The organism is Paenibacillus sp. NPDC056933, from assembly GCF_042674385.1.
Classification (GTDB): Bacteria; Bacillota; Bacilli; order Paenibacillales; family Paenibacillaceae; genus Paenibacillus.
The window spans coordinates 671,363-689,713 of the sequence record NZ_JBHUQN010000003.1 but is presented as its reverse complement, the minus strand read 5'-3'; the positions used below and the strand labels follow the sequence as shown (position 1 = coordinate 689,713).

The following is an 18,351-nucleotide window of genomic DNA, read 5'->3' as shown; positions in this document are numbered from 1 at the left end:
TGGTCCGCATGTTTGATTGGCTGGGATGGAGAAAAGGGTGGCCGCTGTGGCGGTCGTACCGGTTAAATGCACATATTCAGCAGGATGTGGAGGAAATCTTTGAGGGAATCGCCGAGACCCGGCGGCAGCTTTTGATGGATTGGACACATGAGCAGTGGAATCATCTGGATCGATTGCTTCAGCAAGTACGGGCAGCTCAGCCACAAGGTATGCTGCAAGGCTCGGCCAACGGCCAGACACTAGATACATGGTTCGCAGCAAGTTATATACGTGCTTCGGATAGTACGGAGCTTTTTATGGTGAACGAGCAAAACCAGGTTGTATTTTCTACATACAAGCAACATATTGGACAGATCTACGAAGATGGAAATACTTTGATCGGGCCAGGACTGAGGTATGCCCAGGCAGATATCAACGGACAAAAGTGCCTGTATGGACCTTATCCAGATCCACTCACATTAGAAATCGGACCCCGTTCTTCCACGTTTCACGATGATGTAACCTTGATGTTTATCGTACCTATTATGGAACAAGATCGATACATCGGTTCACTGTGCAGCCGCGTGCCAAATGATGTATTAGGTGATCTGATCCAGCGTGAATCAGGCCACATCTACCCCGATTCCGGGGATAATTATCTTTTTATGGCTGAATCAAGACTTCGCCCCGAACTGCAGCCCGGAACCGCCTTGTCCCGCAGTCGCTTCGAGGATCATACATTCACCCATGGGGAGAATCTGAAAGATGGCGTAACTACCGAATGGGGCGTTGTATCCGTTAAAGAGCATACCGAATTGGAACTGATGTTCACCGATCCTTCCACCAACGACCTGCATCCTGGTGTAGCGAATACGATTCGTAATGGCTCCAATCTGTTTGTGGCATTCCCGGGTTACTCGGACTATCGTCATATTTCGGTTATTGGCAAAGGCATCACATTCCAGTTACCCCACTGTCCGGATCTGTGGGGCATGATGTGTGAAGGTGATCTGGAGGAAGTGTATCGGATACGCAGCATTGGCTGGCGCCAATTCAAACAGCATAGCTTGTACATCCTGTTATCAGGCATTGCGGGAGCGGCACTTGTATATGCGCTGACTGGAAGTGCATGGAGCGCAGCAGCCATTGCTGCCTTCAATGTCATCTATGGATTCCTGACTGCAAGCCAGCTGCAACGAAAACAGGTTCGCCGGGTTCATGAGGATTTACGCCGCATTAGCCGATTTATTCGAATTAACGCCGAAGGCAAGGGGGATCTGACCCAGCGTCTGGATACATCTGCTTTTACCCAGGATGAATCGGGGGAACTGGCAAAATGGATCAACAACATGATTGACTCGCTGGAAGGAATCATGCTCAAGGTACAGCTTGCCACGGTAGATGTCATGAACAACCAGCATCAGATGCGGGCCTCAACGGAGACTACACAGGGGACAACCGAACGTGTAAATCTCAAGCTTGGCTCCATGATTCAGGGAATCCGCAAGCAGCTTGAGGATCTGGACCAGGCCAAAGCAGCCGCAGACGATATGCGCCTCACCCTGCAGCAGCTTGAAGTGTCTGCTACAGAACAGATTGACGTAGCTCGTCAGGAAGTGGAGCGCATCGGTGACAAAATGACCCAGATTTCGGGAGCCGTGTCCGATACCAACCAAACGATCCTGTCCTTTATGGCGACCATGCAGGATATCTACCGCGCGCTCGCTGTCATTGATGAAATCTCTGCACAGACGAACCTGCTCGCACTGAATGCTTCCATTGAAGCAGCCCATGTCGGCGAACACGGACGTGGATTTGCTGTTGTTGCAGGTGAGATCCGCAAGCTGGCTGAATTATCACGTTCCTCCACGGAAGACATTCATCAGATTCTGGATAATATCTCTGTAGCGGCAAGAGCAGCCTCGCAATCCATTAAGGAAGGTGATCAGGTGCTGGCTGAGGGAACCACGCTCGTTCAGGCCGCTTCACGTTTACTCCAAAGTGCTACAGCTGATGAACCCCAACGGACACAGGTTGTGGATCAGGTTGTGGTGTTAATGGAGAATATCGCCGCGATCAGCCACAATAACCGTTCCACGTCTTCCGAGGTGGAAGCCGAGATGGTCGAGCTTATTAACGACATGCTGCACGTTCAGCATTCATCGCACAATGTAGAAGCCATCACGGTCTTCTTGCAACAGCTTGTGGGACAATTCCAACTGACCCATCCCGATAAAAACGTAATTACCTGACGTCATCATTGACGCGGATTGGAGAAATAGCTAAAATTTGATGCAACTGTTCATTTAGACATTGTCGGTTCATTTATTATAGAAGCTCTCGAATCTGAGGTATGAAAGGGTGGTCTGCATGGAAATGCTCCAGGATTCTTTTGGCAGGATACATGACTACATCCGGATTTCTGTTACGGACCGCTGTAATTTGCGTTGTGTGTACTGTATGCCCGAAGAAGGCATGGAATTTGCCCCGCATGACCAAATTATGAGCTACGAGGAGATTACCCAGGTGCTCAAAGTACTCGCTCCAATGGGCATGCGCAAAGTGCGTCTGACCGGAGGCGAACCGCTGGTACGTAAAGACCTGCATAAACTTGTCGGCATGATCTCGGCCATTGACGGGATTGAAGATATTGCTTTGACTACCAATGCATTGTTGCTGGATAAACAGGCACAGGCCCTTAAAGACGCAGGTCTGAACCGGATTAACATCAGTCTGGATTCCCTGCAAGCCAGCCGCTTCTCCATGATTACTCGCGGCGGGGATGTAAACAAGGTGCTGAAAGGCATTGAAGCCGCCACGGCAGTTGGACTTGCTCCGATCAAGCTGAATGTCGTGTTAATGAAGGGCATCAATGACGATGAGATTAAGGATTTCATTGCCATGACGATCGATCAGCCACTGCATGTGCGCTTCATCGAATACATGCCGATTGGGCAGGCTTCAGATTCATGGCGCAAATCGTATTTGCCGCTGGAAGCCGTTACGGATGTATGTGCAGAAGCTGGTTGGACGGTAGAAAATACAACAGGTCCGGCAGGGAATGGTCCATCTCGGAATATGAAGATTGCCGGCTCACAAGGTACATTCGGATTGATTCATCCGGTGAGTGATCACTTCTGTGACAACTGCAACCGTCTCCGCCTGACAGCAGACGGACATATCAAAGCTTGCCTGTATTGGTCGGATGAATACAATGTTCGTCGCTTCGCAGATGATCCCGATGCCATGGCAGCACTCTTCCTCAAGGCTCTTGGCACCAAGCCGAAGAACCATGAAATGGCATTGGCATTGGAACAAAAAATGCAAAGTCATACGCCGACCGTACGACGCATGTCCCAGATCGGTGGATAAACAAACATTTCACTCCTGAATGCATGTTCATTTCCATCTGCATGCATCTGAGCAGGCCAATATCAAAAAACATCATGGTCCGCTTTACGTAGCGTTCGTATTGACCATCGTTATCCCCTAAGCTGCTGAAGACCTACGGCCCTCAGCAGCTTTTTTTTCATATCATCATCCCTGCTCAATATAGTCGATTGATTCTCCTGATTCTATCGTTAAAATAAATCTCTCCATGCCCTCGCCAGGCCTTCAGGAATGCTTCAATTGTGACGATGTATATATACAACATCACGATCAAACGTACCCATATATAGGAGTTGATTCGATTGAATATTGTTGAAGCACTTGTGGCAGCAAGCCCGTATTTTAAAATCATGCTTAAGGAAAATGATTTGATGATTGCTGTTACCGATATGGAGCAGTTCCGGTATTACGTACGAAGCGAAGATCTCGATCTGGGCATCCAGGCCGGAGATCCCATCTCACTGGAAGATCCTACTCTGCGCCGGGCACTTATAGATGGTGAGACATCAGCCAATCGTATCGATGCCAAATTTTATGGTACCCCTATCAACTCGGCGGCCACCCCGCTTCGCGATGAAGCAGGCCATATCGTCGGTGCACTCGCGATTGGATTTTCACTCAAAAACGAGGAACAACTGGAACATCTTACCGAACTGATCGGCGGCATCAGTGGCAGACTGACGGAAATGGTGCAGACCGTAGCTGCCCAATCCCAGCAGCTGACCGCATCATCTTCACAGATTTTGGACAACACACGGATTGCGGTGCAAAATTCCAGTGAAGTCACCAAAGTGGCTTCATTCATTCGCGAAATTTCAGAGCAGACGAACCTGCTAGGTCTGAATGCTGCCATTGAAGCGGCTCGAGCAGGAGAAGCAGGAGCCGGTTTTGGCGTCGTGGCTACCGAAGTACGCAAATTATCCACCGGAACCAAAGAAGCCACGGTGAACATTGAACGCTCCTTGAAGGAAGTACAGCATTCCATTCGTCAGATGGAACAGGAGATTACATCCATCACCCAATTCAGCAGCCAGCAAGCCGAGCTCGTCACCGAGTTCAGCGAGGTGATTGATCAACTGAACAACGCATCCAGAGATCTCAAAGCATTCATTGAATCCATGCTGCTGAAGGCAGACTAATATAGAAAGATTCATTTGGCGCTGCGCATCACGCAAGCATATAAAGAATCCCTGCACGTTTAACATGAGGGGATTCTTTTCTATTTTCAAAATCAATACCCTTCCCATACACTCCACTCCATTACGAGAAGACCAGCTTCCACAGCATCATGCCCGCCATTCCGATCATCACCACAGCGGACAACCGATTGAACAAAATACTGACCCGGCCTGTACGATCTTTACTCCCTATAAGCCTGCCTGCAGCCGCAAGTCCCAGAAACCATACCCATGATACCACGGCCGCCGTGATGGCAAAATAAATGCGTGCCTGTCCATCATACTGAAGCGAACTGGTGCCGATCACAGCTACTGTGTCCAGCAGGGCATGCGGGTTAAGCAAGGAAACGGAAGCAGCGAAGGCGATCTGTTGCCCCGCAGACAGTACGGTTGCTGAATCATTTGCAGATCCGGCTGACCTCCAAATACTCCATGCCATATAGAGCAAAAATACACTCCCTCCTGCATACAATACATTCGCCAGCAGCGGCCATTGCAGCAAAATGAGAGATACCCCTCCAACTGCTGCGCCAATCAACAACGTATCACTGAGTCCTGCGGTTACTATAGCTGGCAGCGCCCGCGCGTAACTTCGCTGACTCATGCCTTGATTAAAAATAAATACATTTTGTACACCGAGTGGCAAGATCAGGCCAAACGCCAGCACCACCGCGTGAATAATTACACCCATCGTTCATCCCCCTTAGACATGTCTCCATAGTAATAGAGATAACGTCAGGCGTAACCAACCACTTGGATGGCACCAAACCCAACCAAATGATATAGTGTTCGAAAGGAAAGGAAAGGAAAGGAAAGAAAACGGGATACCATCATTCATTCAAGAAAAGAGGCGAACCTGCTCATGAATCGTTCCGATGCTCGACCTGAAATCGGCTGGAAGCCGGACCACTCCCATGCGTTACCCCTGTACCGTCAGATCGAGGTCTTTATTCGTGAGAAAATCACTTCCGGGGAATGGACGGCGGGATACCGGCTTCCTTCACAACGGACATTGGCTCAATCCATGGATGTGAACCGCAGCACGCTGGTCACTGCGCTGGAAAACTTGGCCGCCGCAGGCATGATTGAAGGCAGACATGGCGGCGGCACGTATGTCTGCGGCTCCGGTTGGCATGCGCTGGCTCACGGAGCCATGCCCAACTGGGAGGAAGCCATCGAAGAAGGCTGGTATTACCCCAATATGCCAGAGGTGCAGCAGATTAATCGGGCAGAGTTCCAGCCAGGCATCATTAGGCTTGGTACAGGCGAGCTTGCCCCTGAGCTGATGCCCCAGGAGGCTTTTAATAACATTCTCCACGCTCTATCCAGCCGTTCCCGCACACTAAACTACCTCGAACCCCAGGGCAGTCTGGAGCTCCGGCAGGCTTTGTCCGTTTACTTACGGACAAATGGCATACAAGCCTCCCCTGACTCCATTCTGATTGTATCCGGCTCTCTCCAGGCATTGCACCTTATCTCCGTTGGCCTCCTGCCCCGCGGATCGGCAGTCCTGCTGGAGAAACCATCTTATCTGTACTCCATTCATGCTTTCCAATCTGCCGGATTGAAAATGAGTGGAATCCCGATGGATGCTGAAGGATTGCACATTTCGCGTCTGGAAGATGCCATCCAGAACGTGGCTAACAGAGACAGCATCTCGCTGCTTTATACGATTCCGAGCTTCCACAATCCTACCGGCTTGGTCATGAGTGACAGCCGCCGGGAAGAACTGCTCGCCACAGCGCGGAATACCGGCATCTCCATATTGGAGGATGCCGCCTACAGCGACCTGTGGCTGGACGAACCCCCGCCGCTATCGCTGAAGGCGCGGGACAAGGAAGGACGGGTGCTGCATATGGGCACCCTGTCCAAAGCGGTCAGCCCCGGTCTGCGCCTCGGCTGGCTGGTTGGGCCGGAGCCGGTCATCCGTCGCCTCGCTGACATCAAGATGCAGACGGATTATGGCACCAGCTCCCTCGCCCAGGAGGCTGCTGCGCTCTGGTTTGCCGATGGATACCATGCGCAGCATATGGATCGTCTGCGGCCGGAACTTCGAAGACGCAGAGACGTGATGCTGGAGCTCCTGCAACGCGATTTCAGCGAACTTGCCGAGTGGAGCGTACCTGCCGGAGGCTTTTATATCTGGCTCCGATTTATCGACAGTCCTCTTTCCATTCGTGAACTGTTCCATGCCTGTCTGGAAAAGAATGTGCTGATTCATCCGGGTTATCTCTATGACCGTCTGGATACAGACCACATTCGTCTGTCCTACGCCTATGCTTCACCGGATGAGATGGAACGTGGTCTTCACGTACTGGCACAGGCCGTCACAAAGCTGATGACATCAATGAAATGAAAAACCGCCTTGATCAGAAGGAATAAGATCCCTCAGAGCAAGGCGGTTCTTTCGAATTTTGGTATACATGAGGCCGATGCGTCTAGGTTAGAGGTTTCCTTACCCTTTTACCGCACCTTCTGCAATGCCCTCCATAATGAATTTTTGGAAAAACGCATAGATGAGAACAACCGGAATCGCGGTAAGTACCAGGGAAGACAGAATCAGCGGCCATTCCTTGTTGTACTCGCCAAACAGCATGTTGGTGGACAAAATCAGCGTATAACGGTTCACATCCGTCAGCATGAGCAGTGGCAACAGGAAGTCATTCCAGATCCACAGGAAGTCCAAGATCGCGATGGTGACCGTAATCGGCAGCAACAACGGGAAGATAATCCGGAAGAACGTCTGGAACTCATTACATCCATCCATCTGTGCCGACTCTTCCAATTCACGCGGGATGGACTTGACAAACCCGTGATACAGGAAGATGGCCATGTTCACACCAAGTCCGATATAGATCAGGGCCAGTCCGTAAGTGCTTCCTTGGACGTGAAATCCTTTGGCAACCCGTGTCAGCGGAATCATGATCGAGTGAAAAGGAACGAGCATGGAAGCGACGAACAGGAAGAAGATCAGGTTGCTCAATCTGCCTGAGGTACGCGACAGCTTGTATCCGGCCAATGAAGCGCAGAACACAATACCGCCAATGCCCAGGAAGGACACGATCGCCGAGTTCATCGAGCTGCCCAGCAGGTTGATTTTGTTAAACGCATCCGAATAGTTTTCCCAATGCAGTGTCGTTGGCAGAGCGATAAAGGACTGGAACATCTCCCCTTGTGTTTTGAACGAGTTCACAATTGCCATGTAGATGGGCAGCATTGCGACAAGAGAGCCCAGCACCAGCAGCAGTCGGATCAGGTAGCTGTTGATTCGTTGCATCCTCATGCTTCCACCTCTTTCTTCTTCATCACCGTAATCTGAATGAGCGTGAAGATGAGAACGATGACGAACAACACAACCGACTTGGCACTGGCATATCCGTATCTAAAATTGTTGGAGAATGCCTCTTCATAGATATTCATCGTAATCACCTGAGTAGCTCTGCCCGGACCGCCACCGGTCAGACCGTACACAACTTCGAATACTTTGAAGGCTCCGTTCAGTGTCAGGAAGAAACAGATCGTCACAGCATGTGTAATCATCGGCAATACGACATTACGCAGTACCTGGAACGGATTGGCTCCATCAATGACAGCCGCTTCCTTCAGGCTCTTCGGTACACCCTGAAGTGCAGCCAGATAGATGATCATCATATACCCCACACCATTCCAGAGCGATACGATCAGGATGGAGTAGAATGAAAATTTCGGATCACCCAGCCACTGCTGGTCCAGAAAAGACACGGCCAACTTCTCGGCCAGCTGCGGCAGCACCTGGGAGAAGATGAACGTCCACATAAAAGCGCTGATGATCGTACTGATCATGTTCGGCATGAAAAACAGAGTTCGGAATAACCCCTTGCTGCGCGTCCGAGTCTCAATAAACACGGCGAGCAGCAAGGCAATTCCATTTTGCAGAATCAGCATAAACACCACATATTTCAACGTGAACCACAGGGAATTCAGAAAGTCGGGATCTTCCTTGAACAGTTCCACGAAGTTCCCCAGACCGATAAAACTGTAATCCCGGTTCAGACCATTCCAGTCTGTCAAACTGTAGAACAAGCCGCTAAATGTGGGATACAGCAGGAAAATGGCATAGATGACAAAGGCAGGCGCAGTGAACGCGAGCAGCGACAGATACTTTTTGAACACATTCGTAGCCATAGGTTCTCCCCCTTTTCACTATAAGCAGACTCGTGTAAACGGGGGAACGATGACCGTTCTGCCAGCCGTTTCATCTGCTTACTTGTTGACTTTGTTGTAGGATTTCCACGCTTTGTCGAGCGCATCAATTACCTGCTGTTGATTCAGTTGTCCGGAGTAGTATCCTTGCAGCGCTTTGCCTGATTCATCTTTAACCGCTTGAGGAATGGATGGATCCTGATAGGCTTTGCCTTCATTGACATATTTCAGGGCATCGTCTACCCAAGGGAAACTTTTGAAATCATGGATTTTCGCCACCGGATTGAATTTGAGTGCTTCATAGAAGGCACTTGAATCCTTGTCATCGAGAACATAGTTTACGAAGTCGAGTGCCACTTCCTTGTTTTTACTGGTAGAAGATACGGCCAGCGACGTCGATGTGCTCAAATTGATTTTGGTATCATCCGGGTTGTCATTGATCGGCAGTGGTGCCACACCGAAGTTGATGTCCGGATTGGACTTCAGGATAGTCTCCGCGAACCACGGTCCTTGAATCCACATCGCTGCTTTGCCTGTTGCAAAGGCTGCTGATCCATCATCGCCGCCCACTTCCAGCGCTTTCTCCGTTCCATTGGCATTAACGAGATCGAAGATGTCGAACAACGATTTCATATCCGCGAAGGACCCTTGATCCTGATTCATCTTGTCGATGAAGTCTTTATGTTCTGACTGGGTCAGTGCACCCACCGTGAGTGGCAGGAAGAGTTGTGGAATCCAGGCTTCTTTGTAGGACAGTTCGAACGGTGTAATGTTCGCCGCTTTCAGCTTCTCCACGACCGCTTTCATTTCCGTCAAAGTCGTAGGAACTTCCAGCCCCTGTTCTTTGAAAATATCCTTATTGTACAGGAATCCCCATGATAACGTTTCCAGCGGAACTGCCACGACTTTGCCCGCTGCATCCGTTACGGAAGGTTTAACGGAATCGAGTAATTTATCGACAAAAGGTTGACCCGACAGGTCTTCCAGATAACCCGCTTTGCTGAACGGTGGAATCTCATTCACCGCATGAAGGGCGAACACGTCTGGTGCATCATTGGAGGCAAGTCGTGTTTTCAGAATCTGCGGCGCATTATCTGCTGGCGGCATCTCCAGCTGTACGTTGACCTCAATATTCTTTTCGGCTTTCTCCTTGGCTTTGAACTGTTCTATATATTTATCGTAATGTTCTTTCAGCCTCGGCTGCGCAATGAATATTTTGAGGGACACCGTGCTGCCCGATGCAGACCCCTCTGCCTTACCATCCGTACCCGCATTGGAACCGCAGCCTGCGAGCAGAACACTCACAAGCACCGCACTTGCTACGCTTTTCCATACTTTCATCTCTTATGACCTCCCGGTGTAACTGGTTTGTCTTTCATAGGATCATTATATATCACAAAATGAAAGCGCTTCATTGGACAAAATTAGACTCGTTTATTGGATTATTTTAAACCTTAATCCAGCAGCAAACTCTCTCGGAATGAATTATTTGGAGCTGTTGTCAGACATACGAGGTTGTCCCTTCCGCATCTCTCCAGGCGAGACTCCGAAGTGTTTCTTGAACACCCGATAAAAGTACGATACATCCTCATAACCTGTCATCTCGGCAATATGTTTGAATGGAATCTGCTCATCCAGCACCCATTCCTTGGCTCTTGCCATGCGTAACTGGACAATATAGTCGGTCACATTCACGCTATACTCTTTTTTGAACACCTTGCTGAGATATTCTTTGCTGACAAAAAAGATCTGGGCCAGCTGCTCCAGCGTAATCAGCTCCATACAGTGCTGCTCGATATATTGCTTTACCTCATCCAGGTTGAGCTTGTTCTTGAATTTGCGCTGCGCAATCAGCTGCTCCAACGATGTATAGTAAGGCGCGGACACCCACTCCACAGCTGATCCGATGGACGCCAGAGCTGTCGGCGGCGGGAGCACAGCTGCTACAGGTTGCTCGCATAAGCCATTGGAAACACAGAGCTCACCCAGCAGGGTCTGCAATTCATATGCAATCCGTCCAAGCTGCTGGGGTCTTCGGATATCACTGGTATCGAGCCGCTGCTCCAACTGCTGGAACAGCTCCCGCAATCCCTGAATGTTCAAGTCGTTAAAACGCAGGCGTGCCTGCTGCTGGAACAGCGAGAACTCGCCAGAAAAAGCGGAAGGATAAGGTTCCCAGGACTCTGGCCCGGATTCGGTCTTTTCCAATTCCCTTTTGCATTTAGCCAGCACGGCATTCAATTCATCAGGATTCACAGGCTTGAGCAGATAATCAGCTGCACGGTGACGAATCGCATGTTTCGCATAATTGAAATCATCATATCCGCTAACCACAATCACTTTAATATGCGGATATTGTCCGCTCAGCGTCTGGAGCAATTCCACACCGTCTGTCCCCGGCATACGCATGTCTGTAATCATTATATGGGGCTGATGCTGCTCTACCATCCGAATGGCCTCTTCCCCATCCTCTGCCTCACCTGCAACGATCATGCCAAGTTCATCCCACGCGCCCAAATTGCGCAAAATATCTCTGTTCCATGGCTCGTCGTCCACCAATACCACTCGATAATGATCCTTGTTCACAAGAATTCGCCTCCTGTATGGCAAGGAATTCGAACAGTTACAATCGTTCCCTGTCCTTCCCTGCTCTCCATGTTCATGCCGTATGCAGGACCAAAGTGCATCACGATCCGTGATGCGGCATTAACCAGCCCAATGCTTGTCCCCGAACTCCACACCCTGTCTCCCTGCTGGGACAATTTGGACAGCCTGGATTGCATCTCGGCCAATCTCTCTTGATTCATGCCAACCCCGTTATCGGAAATGCGGATAGTTACCTTATCGTGCTCACGGACAACGTTAATGTTCAATTTCCACTCTCCCTGCTTTTTCTCCAGACCATGGACAAATGCATTCTCCACAATCGGTTGCAGGGACAACTTGGGAATGTAGCAGTCGCCCAGCCCACCTTCAATCTCCAGTGTATATTCAAGTCTGCTGGCAAAACGCTGCTTCTGAATGAGCATATAATGCTCCAGCTGGTCCAGCTCGGACTGTAAGGGCACGAGACCATCCGGTGCTCTGACAATATAACGGAACATCTCACTTAATGCACGAATCACTTTGTAGCTGTCCGCCGGTTTCTGTGAATACACCATACCTCCGATCATCTGCAACGTATTTTGCAGAAAATGCGGGTGAATCTGGGACTGGAGCGCTTTGAGTTCGGCAGTCTGTTTCTCCAGGTTCATGAGATAGTTATCCCGAATATGTTCCCGGATGCGACTTGCCATCCCATGCAGATTTTTCTCCAATAGGCCAATCTCATCCACTCTGCCGCTCCGCACCACTTCCTTGTCCTTGATCAGCTGGATTCCCTTCATGGAATTCGCAAGTCTAACAATCGGTTTGGAGGTTCGCCAAGCCACCAGTGCTGCCAGCAACACCGAAACCACAGTAGCCAGCCCCCCGACAATAAGCCCATACTTCATCGTTTCCATAGCACTCTCATTGATAACATGGGAAGGGACAATCTTGATCAGGCGCATTCCCGACGGATCAATGGCATGATAGAATACGTATTCCTTGGCTGTTCGAATGAAACCTGAACTTTCCTTCGTAGCTGCGAGTCTTTCCAGCGCTTCTGCTGAAGGCTGGATCTCTTTGTTTGGCTGATAGACGGGACTTCCCGTACTATCGGCAATGTACACTGCATAATCTCCCCGGCTGTCCAGCAATTCCAGCGTCTGATTGAATTCGGCCCACTTGACTTCCAGACTAATCGCGCCGATCTGCGCCTGATCCTCGAATCGGTTCATGCTGCGGGTCATATGAAACTTCTCTGGATCATTCGGATCACTAATAATGGTAAAGTCCTTATGCTGCTCAAAAAGTTCATCGTATGCCGAGGGAATGGCCGAGACCGATCGGATGCGGCTTTCCATCGAGTTGAAGGTGAACAGCGTGTCCAGTTCTTTCAGGTATAATTCCACGCCAAATACATAGTTACCAGCCGAATAATATACACTGTTCAGCATGTTGAACACTGCCTTCTGTTCATCGAATCGGCTGGCAGCTGGAGCATCCTGGTTCAATGCCAAATACTGGTGCAGCTCATCACTGATCTGAATGGAATAGATGAGATTGTTCATCCGCGCGAATTGTTCACCCAGATAGATGGAGGCCCAATTCATATTCGCACGGTTGGTCTCCATGATCTCTTCTTCCATGGATGAGCGGGTATTCTCTGCCGCTACAGCGGTCATGGCGATGACCGGCAGAATCGTCAGAAACGTCATGGTGAGAATTAATTTGTTGCGAATGCTTCGTTTGAACGGATCAGTAAGCTTCCGGTATAATTCGGTAAACACGATGCATCCACTCCTGACCTTATGAGCTAAAATAAGAACAAACGCCCCGGCGTGGAAGCCGAGGGCGCTTTGTCTTGTATTCTTTTTATAGTCATTGAACATTGACTTGTCAATTCATTTATGATTTCCCATTATTGCTCAATAATGCAGAACCCCCAAGGTTCCAGCTCCATGTTCTGCCCTCTGGACACCGATCTTCCCGCCAGAAGTTCGGTTCCATCTCCGTAGACATTCACGAACGAAGCCGCCTGATTGGAGTAGTTAAAGAAATACCGAATCGTATTCCCTTGATCATTCACTCCGCTCTTCACGATGACTGGAAAAGCCAATTCCTGATCGGTTCCCCACAGTCCGGCATCCTTCATGACACGCTCCAACACTTTGCGGATCACTGCGGAGCTGGTATAACATCCAACGTACGTCGCTTTGCCCTTGCCGTAGGCATTCTGGGTAATGGCCGCATATTCTCCCCAGTGAGGATGATCATACCAGGCCAGTACTTCAGCGGTTGTTGGTGTAATGAGTTCCATCCAGGTGTGAATCTGGTTCTGTCCCTCTCCAGCCTCGAACGGATCATCCCGAAGCGACACATTTTTCGGCTCAACAAACAGGTTGTAACTGATGCCACAAGCCTCACTGATCAGTCCAGGCTGGCGGGAAGAGCGGACCTTAATATGTTCATTGGCGAACCCGCTCTTGAAGGAATAGACGACATGCCCACCATCTTGTACAAATTGGTTCAGCCTCTCAAGCAAGATATCGGAAGCTGCGTACAAAGCAGGTACAACGATCACATCGTAGCCCTCATAACTCTCAACAGACGGATCAATCAGATCACAGCCTATATTCATTTTGTATAATTCGTCGTACATCCAGCGGACAACATCATTGTATTTTTTGTCACTGGTAAAATTAAACCCGAACCACTTGATCGACGTCAATGCCTCGTTGCTGAACAGCACGGCTACCCGATTCGTTTTCTTTAAATTCACCAATTGCGGGCTGAGTCTGGCAAAATCCCGACCGATCGTTTTCGCCTCGTTGTACACCGGATTCGGCTCAAAATCGTGGCTCAGCAACCCTTTCCAATAGGTCTCGAACGAATTGTGCAAGGAATGCCAGTGCCAGTAAGCGACCATGTTTGCTCCGGAGGCAAGATGGCTGAAAGCCTGCAGTCGAAGCTGTCCCGGGTAGGGAACCCAATGCCAGAAAGCCTGTGCTTCCGTCTCCAGTACGAGGTAGTTCGATTGTTTGGTGGAACGCGCCACGTCACCGCCGAATGAAATCTCAATGCCGGTCAGATCATCCTGCGACGGGTGATAGATGTCCACACTGGTAATGTCAAAAGGTTTGGATGCGGCAAAATGGTCCACATCCCCTTGAATGCCGTACGAATATCCACGCCAGTCGAAGTCAAAGTTCTGGGTGACAAACTGGCCTTCCTGTTTATACTCATTTACAATTCCGACCTGCCACGCCAGAAAGTTGGTCACCAGCTGGCGCTGGAATTTGGCAAATTCAGCGCCTAAACTGCCGTTGATTGTACCAACAACAGACGGGAAGTCCTCCCAGCTATTAATGCGGTTGCTCCAATAATCCAGCCCAAACTCCTTGTTCAGATCATCCAGCGAGCTGAACTTGTTGCGCATATATTTGACGAATTGCAATTGCACATTGTCTCCTGCGGTATTGTAATGCTTCGTTTCGTTGTCTGTCTGGTAACCAATCACGGCAGGGTGCTTGCTGACACGGGAAATCAGCTTGCGAATGATGCGTTCGGCATAGAAAAGATACGTCGGATGTGTGATATCCATGATCTGCCGCGCACCATATTTCCCTGGTCCCTGCACGGTCGTTGCCAGAACATCCGGGTGTTCCTTGACCATCCACGTCGGAACAGCATACGTAGGTGTACCCACGATGACCTGAATGCCCGCTGCGTGCATGGCATCCAGTACACGATCGACAGAGGAGAAGTCAAAGACGCCATTCTGCGGTTCATGTGTACTCCAGGTGGATTCCGCAATTCGTACCACATTGATGCCCGCATCCTTCATCATCTGAATATCCTTGTCCAATCGCTCGTAAGGCATATATTCATCATAATAGGCTACCCCGTATAATAACTTGTCCATGTTATAATCCTCTTTTCATCTGGAAGTATGGAGCGCTTGGCATTTATACAAAATGAAATAATTCATTTGAAAAATGATAACGTTTACATTAATATCTATTGAAGTACATTAGACGCTTAGCCATCTGTCCAAACGCTCTCCTGTCCTACGATTTCCATCGTTGGCGTTTAAACTGATTATAATGAAGTATACTATGGGTGCCGATTGTACAAGGCGAGTTGTTTTTACCCTTTTCCGAGGTGAATGTTCATGGATATTCGTTCACAGCTCCGAGAGATGCCACATCATACGCTGGCTCACTGGCTGCCTATTATCGACTGTAACATTAAATTCTATGGAGCGCACAGCCAACAAGTTCCATATGGTTGGGCAATGCCGGAGGAATCCCATCCGGGCTTTGAAATTATGCTGATTATACAAGGTACCCAGGAGAGTGTGATTCACGGGTATACCTATACGGTTGAGGAAGGTTCCATTCTGCTGATTCCACCGGGATTCAAACATACAAATCAATGTGTATCACCAGAGGGCATGACGTATTTCAGCGCTCATTTCAATGTGGACGATCCTGTATTTACCTTGAAGCTGATGTCACGGCACAGCCAAATCTATGCGGCGGGTACCGCTGACAACATGCAAATACGCCCCGTCCTGGAGAACTGGATGAGCATGATCAGAACATCAGAGGCCTACACTTCCACAGACAAATTTGTAATGCAGGCACGCATGTTTGAATTGTTTGCCCTGCTGTCCCAGGCAGCTGACCGCGAACCATTGTCCAACCTGTCCAGGACAGAACCACATGCTCCAGCCCCAGCAGCCATGCATTACGCAAGCGCCATCGCAGAAGCTATCAAGCAGGCGTTCAATACACAGCTCCGAATCAAAGATGGCGAGGTTTCTCAGGTCAAGGTGGAACAGATCATATCCTCCTTTGGCATTAGCCCGGGATATGGCTTACAGATTTTTCGTAAAGTATACGGACAATCTCCACGGGCCTATCTGTCCAGCCTGAAGCTGCAGGAAGCCAAAGTGCTGATCGAACAGCCGGAGCTCTCTTTGGGGGACATTGCTTGGAAGTTGGGTTATACCCACCTGTCGCACTTTAGTCGGCAATTCAAACGATGGACTGGCCAAAGCCCGCTTCAATATCGTAATTCCGTTCAGGGTTAGGGACCCCGATGGCGGTTACGGATATGCTCATACTCTTCCGGAGTATTCATATTACTAAGCTGAATTGCTACATCGTGGACACCAGCGCTTTCCAGTTCATCCACGTCGACATATCGGCAACCGATCTCTTCAAGCCATTGGGTTACCTTCAGTCGATGATCTATTAAGCGCTGTTCAAGTTCGGGTAAAACACGTCTATGGTATGCACCTGCAAGCGGATGAACCCGTCCTGCCAATCGCGGAACGACTGCATGATGCTCTTGACCTGATTCGATGAGCCTCTTGATGCCTTCGAAAAAGGATGGCTTTAGCAGCGGCATGTCACAGGCGCAGACGAGGTTCCAGTCCGTCTTTGAGACTTTCAGGGCGGCATGCAACCCTGCAAGCGGCCCTTTCCCCGGATAGTCATCCTGGACATGAACGCAGTCGTAGGCCAGCGCGGGGTATGCAGCCGTGCTGGTCCCTGCGGAAACGATAACACGTTGTACTGCCGGTTCCATCGCTTGGATGACCTGTTCCAACACACTGGAACCATTCCATTCCAACAATGCTTTATTGGAACCCATACGGCTGGATAAGCCTCCTGCCAATATAATGCCAGTCCATTCCATTGTGCTCACGGTTACCCTCCTCATTCAATAAACTTATTCTATACATTGAATACCCTTTCAACAAATGATACATTGAAGAATATGATTCTGAAAGGAATGGCTGTATTGGACAGATATGCACCCGGAAGAGGCAATCCCTCTTTGGTTTCGCTGAAACTATATAACTTTTTCATTTATGGAGCCATTTCCATCTTCGCCGGTTTTCTTCAGTTATATTTGCAGGAAATCGGTATGACCAAATTGGAGATTGGCAGTCTGATGGCGATTGGTCCGTTTGTATCCCTGTTCGCTAATCCGTTCTGGGGCTTCTGGAGCGACAAATCGCGTAATATCCGTATTATTTTGATGATGATGATGGGTGGTACCTTTGTGCTTGCCCAGGCCGTATTCTATGCGCCTACCTATGCCTGGATCTATGCAGCCATGATCTTTTTTTATTTTTTTCAAAGTCCTTTGTTTGCCCAAACCAACAGCCTGATTCTCGGTTATATTGATGGAACCACTCAGAAATTTGGCACATTTCGGCTTTGGGGATCGCTGGGCTGGGCACTGACCGCTGCAGCCGCCGGGCCTCTCATTGACCGTTTGGGTGCAGGCAGTGTATCGATTGTCTTTGCGTTTATGATTGTCATTGCCTTTATCTTTGCCTTGTTTTTACCCCGACAGCCGATCGCTTCGGATACACCTGTAGTCAGTTTTCGACGTTTCGGCAGAGTCATGTTCAATCCGTACTTTATGGTCTTTATCGGGCTTGGGGTGCTGGTTTCCGTACCCAACGCCATGAACAGTACATTCATGTCATTGTACATCGTGGAGATGGGTGGGGATAAACAGATGGTCGGCTGGGCCATCTTCACATCATCCATACTCGAAGTCGGCGTGTTCCTGCTGTTGGACCGTTTTCTCAAACGTAAAATGAGCATGCTTCTCGCATCACTGATATGGATCAGTTTGCTGTTCGCCATTCGCTGGCAGCTCATGGCCCTGGCGAACAATCCGTTAGAGATTGTGTTCATTCAGCTTATGCACTCCATTACGTTTGGCGGGTATTTCTATGTCGGGACCCAGCTGACGATGCTGTTCATTCCAAGACCTTATCGCTCCTCGGGTCAGGCCGTGTATACGATGGCCTGGGGCGGGATATCCGGTGTCATTGCCGGCCTGTTCGGCGGCTGGTTATTCCAGAGCTTCGGTGCTGAAGTGATGTATAACATCGGGGTATTCTTCTCCCTGATTGGTGCCGTTGGTTTTGGTGTCATGTGGTTCTCGAACCGCCGTAATGGCTATCAGCCAACTGTGCTGACAGAAATGGGTGAGAGGTAATCTTTTG

General features: G+C 49.5%; 14 protein-coding genes. 6 read left to right on the top strand and 8 right to left on the bottom strand.

The features are described from left to right. The first annotated feature begins 8 nt into the window (after positions 1 to 8). From ACFTRD_RS23210 to ACFTRD_RS23200, 3 genes are all read left to right on the top strand, one after another. Complete coding sequence (locus tag ACFTRD_RS23210) at positions 9 to 2,231, top strand: methyl-accepting chemotaxis protein (RefSeq protein WP_379384159.1); 2,223 nt, start codon at positions 9 to 11, stop codon at positions 2,229 to 2,231. 118 nt (positions 2,232 to 2,349) lie between these two features. Beyond that, entirely contained in the window at positions 2,350 to 3,351 is a 1,002-nt protein-coding gene (moaA, locus tag ACFTRD_RS23205; protein WP_379384157.1) for a GTP 3',8-cyclase MoaA, read from the top strand. A 320-nt stretch (positions 3,352 to 3,671) separates the two neighbouring features. Further along, positions 3,672 to 4,508 carry a methyl-accepting chemotaxis protein gene (locus tag ACFTRD_RS23200; protein ID WP_379384155.1) on the top strand — a complete coding sequence of 279 codons (837 nt, stop codon included), beginning with the start codon at positions 3,672 to 3,674 and terminating at the stop codon, positions 4,506 to 4,508. A 121-nt stretch (positions 4,509 to 4,629) separates the two neighbouring features. Here ACFTRD_RS23200 and ACFTRD_RS23195 read toward each other — a convergent pair whose 3' ends face one another. After that, complete coding sequence (locus ACFTRD_RS23195; RefSeq protein ID WP_379384153.1) at positions 4,630 to 5,238, bottom strand: LysE/ArgO family amino acid transporter; 609 nt, start codon at positions 5,236 to 5,238, stop codon at positions 4,630 to 4,632. A 171-nt stretch (positions 5,239 to 5,409) separates the two neighbouring features. On the opposite strand from ACFTRD_RS23195, the gene ACFTRD_RS23190 reads away from it, so the two are divergent. After that, positions 5,410 to 6,903, top strand: a complete 1,494-nt coding sequence (locus ACFTRD_RS23190) for an aminotransferase-like domain-containing protein (RefSeq protein WP_379384151.1) — start codon at positions 5,410 to 5,412, stop codon at positions 6,901 to 6,903. Positions 6,904 to 7,002: 99 nt separating this feature from the next. On the opposite strand, the gene ACFTRD_RS23185 is transcribed toward ACFTRD_RS23190, so the two are convergent. The 6 genes from ACFTRD_RS23185 to ACFTRD_RS23160 all read right to left on the bottom strand — a co-directional run bounded on the left by ACFTRD_RS23185 (position 7,003) and on the right by ACFTRD_RS23160 (position 15,237). Beyond that, positions 7,003 to 7,830 (bottom strand): carbohydrate ABC transporter permease, encoded by an 828-nt coding sequence (locus ACFTRD_RS23185; RefSeq protein ID WP_379384149.1) that lies wholly within the window; start codon positions 7,828 to 7,830, stop codon positions 7,003 to 7,005. Continuing rightward, positions 7,827 to 8,711, bottom strand: a complete 885-nt coding sequence (locus ACFTRD_RS23180) for a carbohydrate ABC transporter permease (protein WP_379384147.1) — start codon at positions 8,709 to 8,711, stop codon at positions 7,827 to 7,829. Before ACFTRD_RS23180 ends, ACFTRD_RS23185 begins: the two co-directional genes overlap by 4 nt. A 78-nt stretch (positions 8,712 to 8,789) precedes the next feature. Continuing rightward, positions 8,790 to 10,070, bottom strand: a complete 1,281-nt coding sequence (locus ACFTRD_RS23175) for an ABC transporter substrate-binding protein (protein WP_379384145.1) — start codon at positions 10,068 to 10,070, stop codon at positions 8,790 to 8,792. 144 nt (positions 10,071 to 10,214) lie between these two features. Then, entirely contained in the window at positions 10,215 to 11,315 is a 1,101-nt protein-coding gene (locus ACFTRD_RS23170; RefSeq protein WP_379384143.1) for a response regulator transcription factor, read from the bottom strand. Next, the gene (locus ACFTRD_RS23165; RefSeq protein ID WP_379384141.1) at positions 11,312 to 13,102 is read right to left on the bottom strand and encodes a sensor histidine kinase; all 1,791 of its coding nucleotides are present in this window, start codon (positions 13,100 to 13,102) and stop codon (positions 11,312 to 11,314) included. Before ACFTRD_RS23165 ends, ACFTRD_RS23170 begins: the two co-directional genes overlap by 4 nt. 131 nt (positions 13,103 to 13,233) lie before the next feature. After that, positions 13,234 to 15,237 (bottom strand): beta-galactosidase, encoded by a 2,004-nt coding sequence (locus ACFTRD_RS23160; RefSeq protein WP_379384139.1) that lies wholly within the window; start codon positions 15,235 to 15,237, stop codon positions 13,234 to 13,236. Between the two features lie 249 nt (positions 15,238 to 15,486). Here ACFTRD_RS23160 and ACFTRD_RS23155 point away from each other — a divergent pair, with 249 nt between their 5' ends. Further along, a complete protein-coding gene (locus ACFTRD_RS23155) occupies positions 15,487 to 16,410 on the top strand; it encodes an AraC family transcriptional regulator (RefSeq protein ID WP_379384137.1) in 924 nt (307 codons plus the stop codon). On the opposite strand, the gene mobA is transcribed toward ACFTRD_RS23155, so the two are convergent. Beyond that, positions 16,407 to 17,021, bottom strand: a complete 615-nt coding sequence (gene mobA, locus ACFTRD_RS23150) for a molybdenum cofactor guanylyltransferase (RefSeq protein ID WP_379384456.1) — start codon at positions 17,019 to 17,021, stop codon at positions 16,407 to 16,409. The two genes, ACFTRD_RS23155 and mobA, sit on opposite strands and share 4 nt — an antisense overlap. 96 nt (positions 17,022 to 17,117) lie before the next feature. On the opposite strand from mobA, the gene ACFTRD_RS23145 reads away from it, so the two are divergent. After that, positions 17,118 to 18,344, top strand: coding sequence for an MFS transporter (locus ACFTRD_RS23145; protein ID WP_379384454.1), 1,227 nt, complete (start codon positions 17,118 to 17,120; stop codon positions 18,342 to 18,344). The last annotated feature ends 7 nt before the right edge of the window (positions 18,345 to 18,351 follow it).

Excerpts from the sequence above, each read along its gene's own strand:
- ACFTRD_RS23185 (WP_379384149.1), bottom strand. The coding sequence starts at position 7,830 with ATGAGGATGCAACGAATCAACAGCTACCTGATCCGACTGCTGCTGGTG.
- ACFTRD_RS23145 (WP_379384454.1), top strand. The coding sequence starts at position 17,118 with ATGGCTGTATTGGACAGATATGCACCCGGAAGAGGCAATCCCTCTTTG.
- ACFTRD_RS23190 (WP_379384151.1), top strand. The coding sequence starts at position 5,410 with ATGAATCGTTCCGATGCTCGACCTGAAATCGGCTGGAAGCCGGACCAC.
- ACFTRD_RS23160 (WP_379384139.1), bottom strand. The coding sequence starts at position 15,237 with ATGGACAAGTTATTATACGGGGTAGCCTATTATGATGAATATATGCCT.
- ACFTRD_RS23175 (WP_379384145.1), bottom strand. The coding sequence starts at position 10,070 with ATGAAAGTATGGAAAAGCGTAGCAAGTGCGGTGCTTGTGAGTGTTCTG.
- ACFTRD_RS23210 (WP_379384159.1), top strand. The coding sequence starts at position 9 with ATGTTTGATTGGCTGGGATGGAGAAAAGGGTGGCCGCTGTGGCGGTCG.
- mobA (WP_379384456.1), bottom strand. The coding sequence starts at position 17,021 with ATGGAATGGACTGGCATTATATTGGCAGGAGGCTTATCCAGCCGTATG.
- ACFTRD_RS23180 (WP_379384147.1), bottom strand. The coding sequence starts at position 8,711 with ATGGCTACGAATGTGTTCAAAAAGTATCTGTCGCTGCTCGCGTTCACT.
- ACFTRD_RS23195 (WP_379384153.1), bottom strand. The coding sequence starts at position 5,238 with ATGGGTGTAATTATTCACGCGGTGGTGCTGGCGTTTGGCCTGATCTTG.
- moaA (WP_379384157.1), top strand. The coding sequence starts at position 2,350 with ATGGAAATGCTCCAGGATTCTTTTGGCAGGATACATGACTACATCCGG.
- ACFTRD_RS23155 (WP_379384137.1), top strand. The coding sequence starts at position 15,487 with ATGGATATTCGTTCACAGCTCCGAGAGATGCCACATCATACGCTGGCT.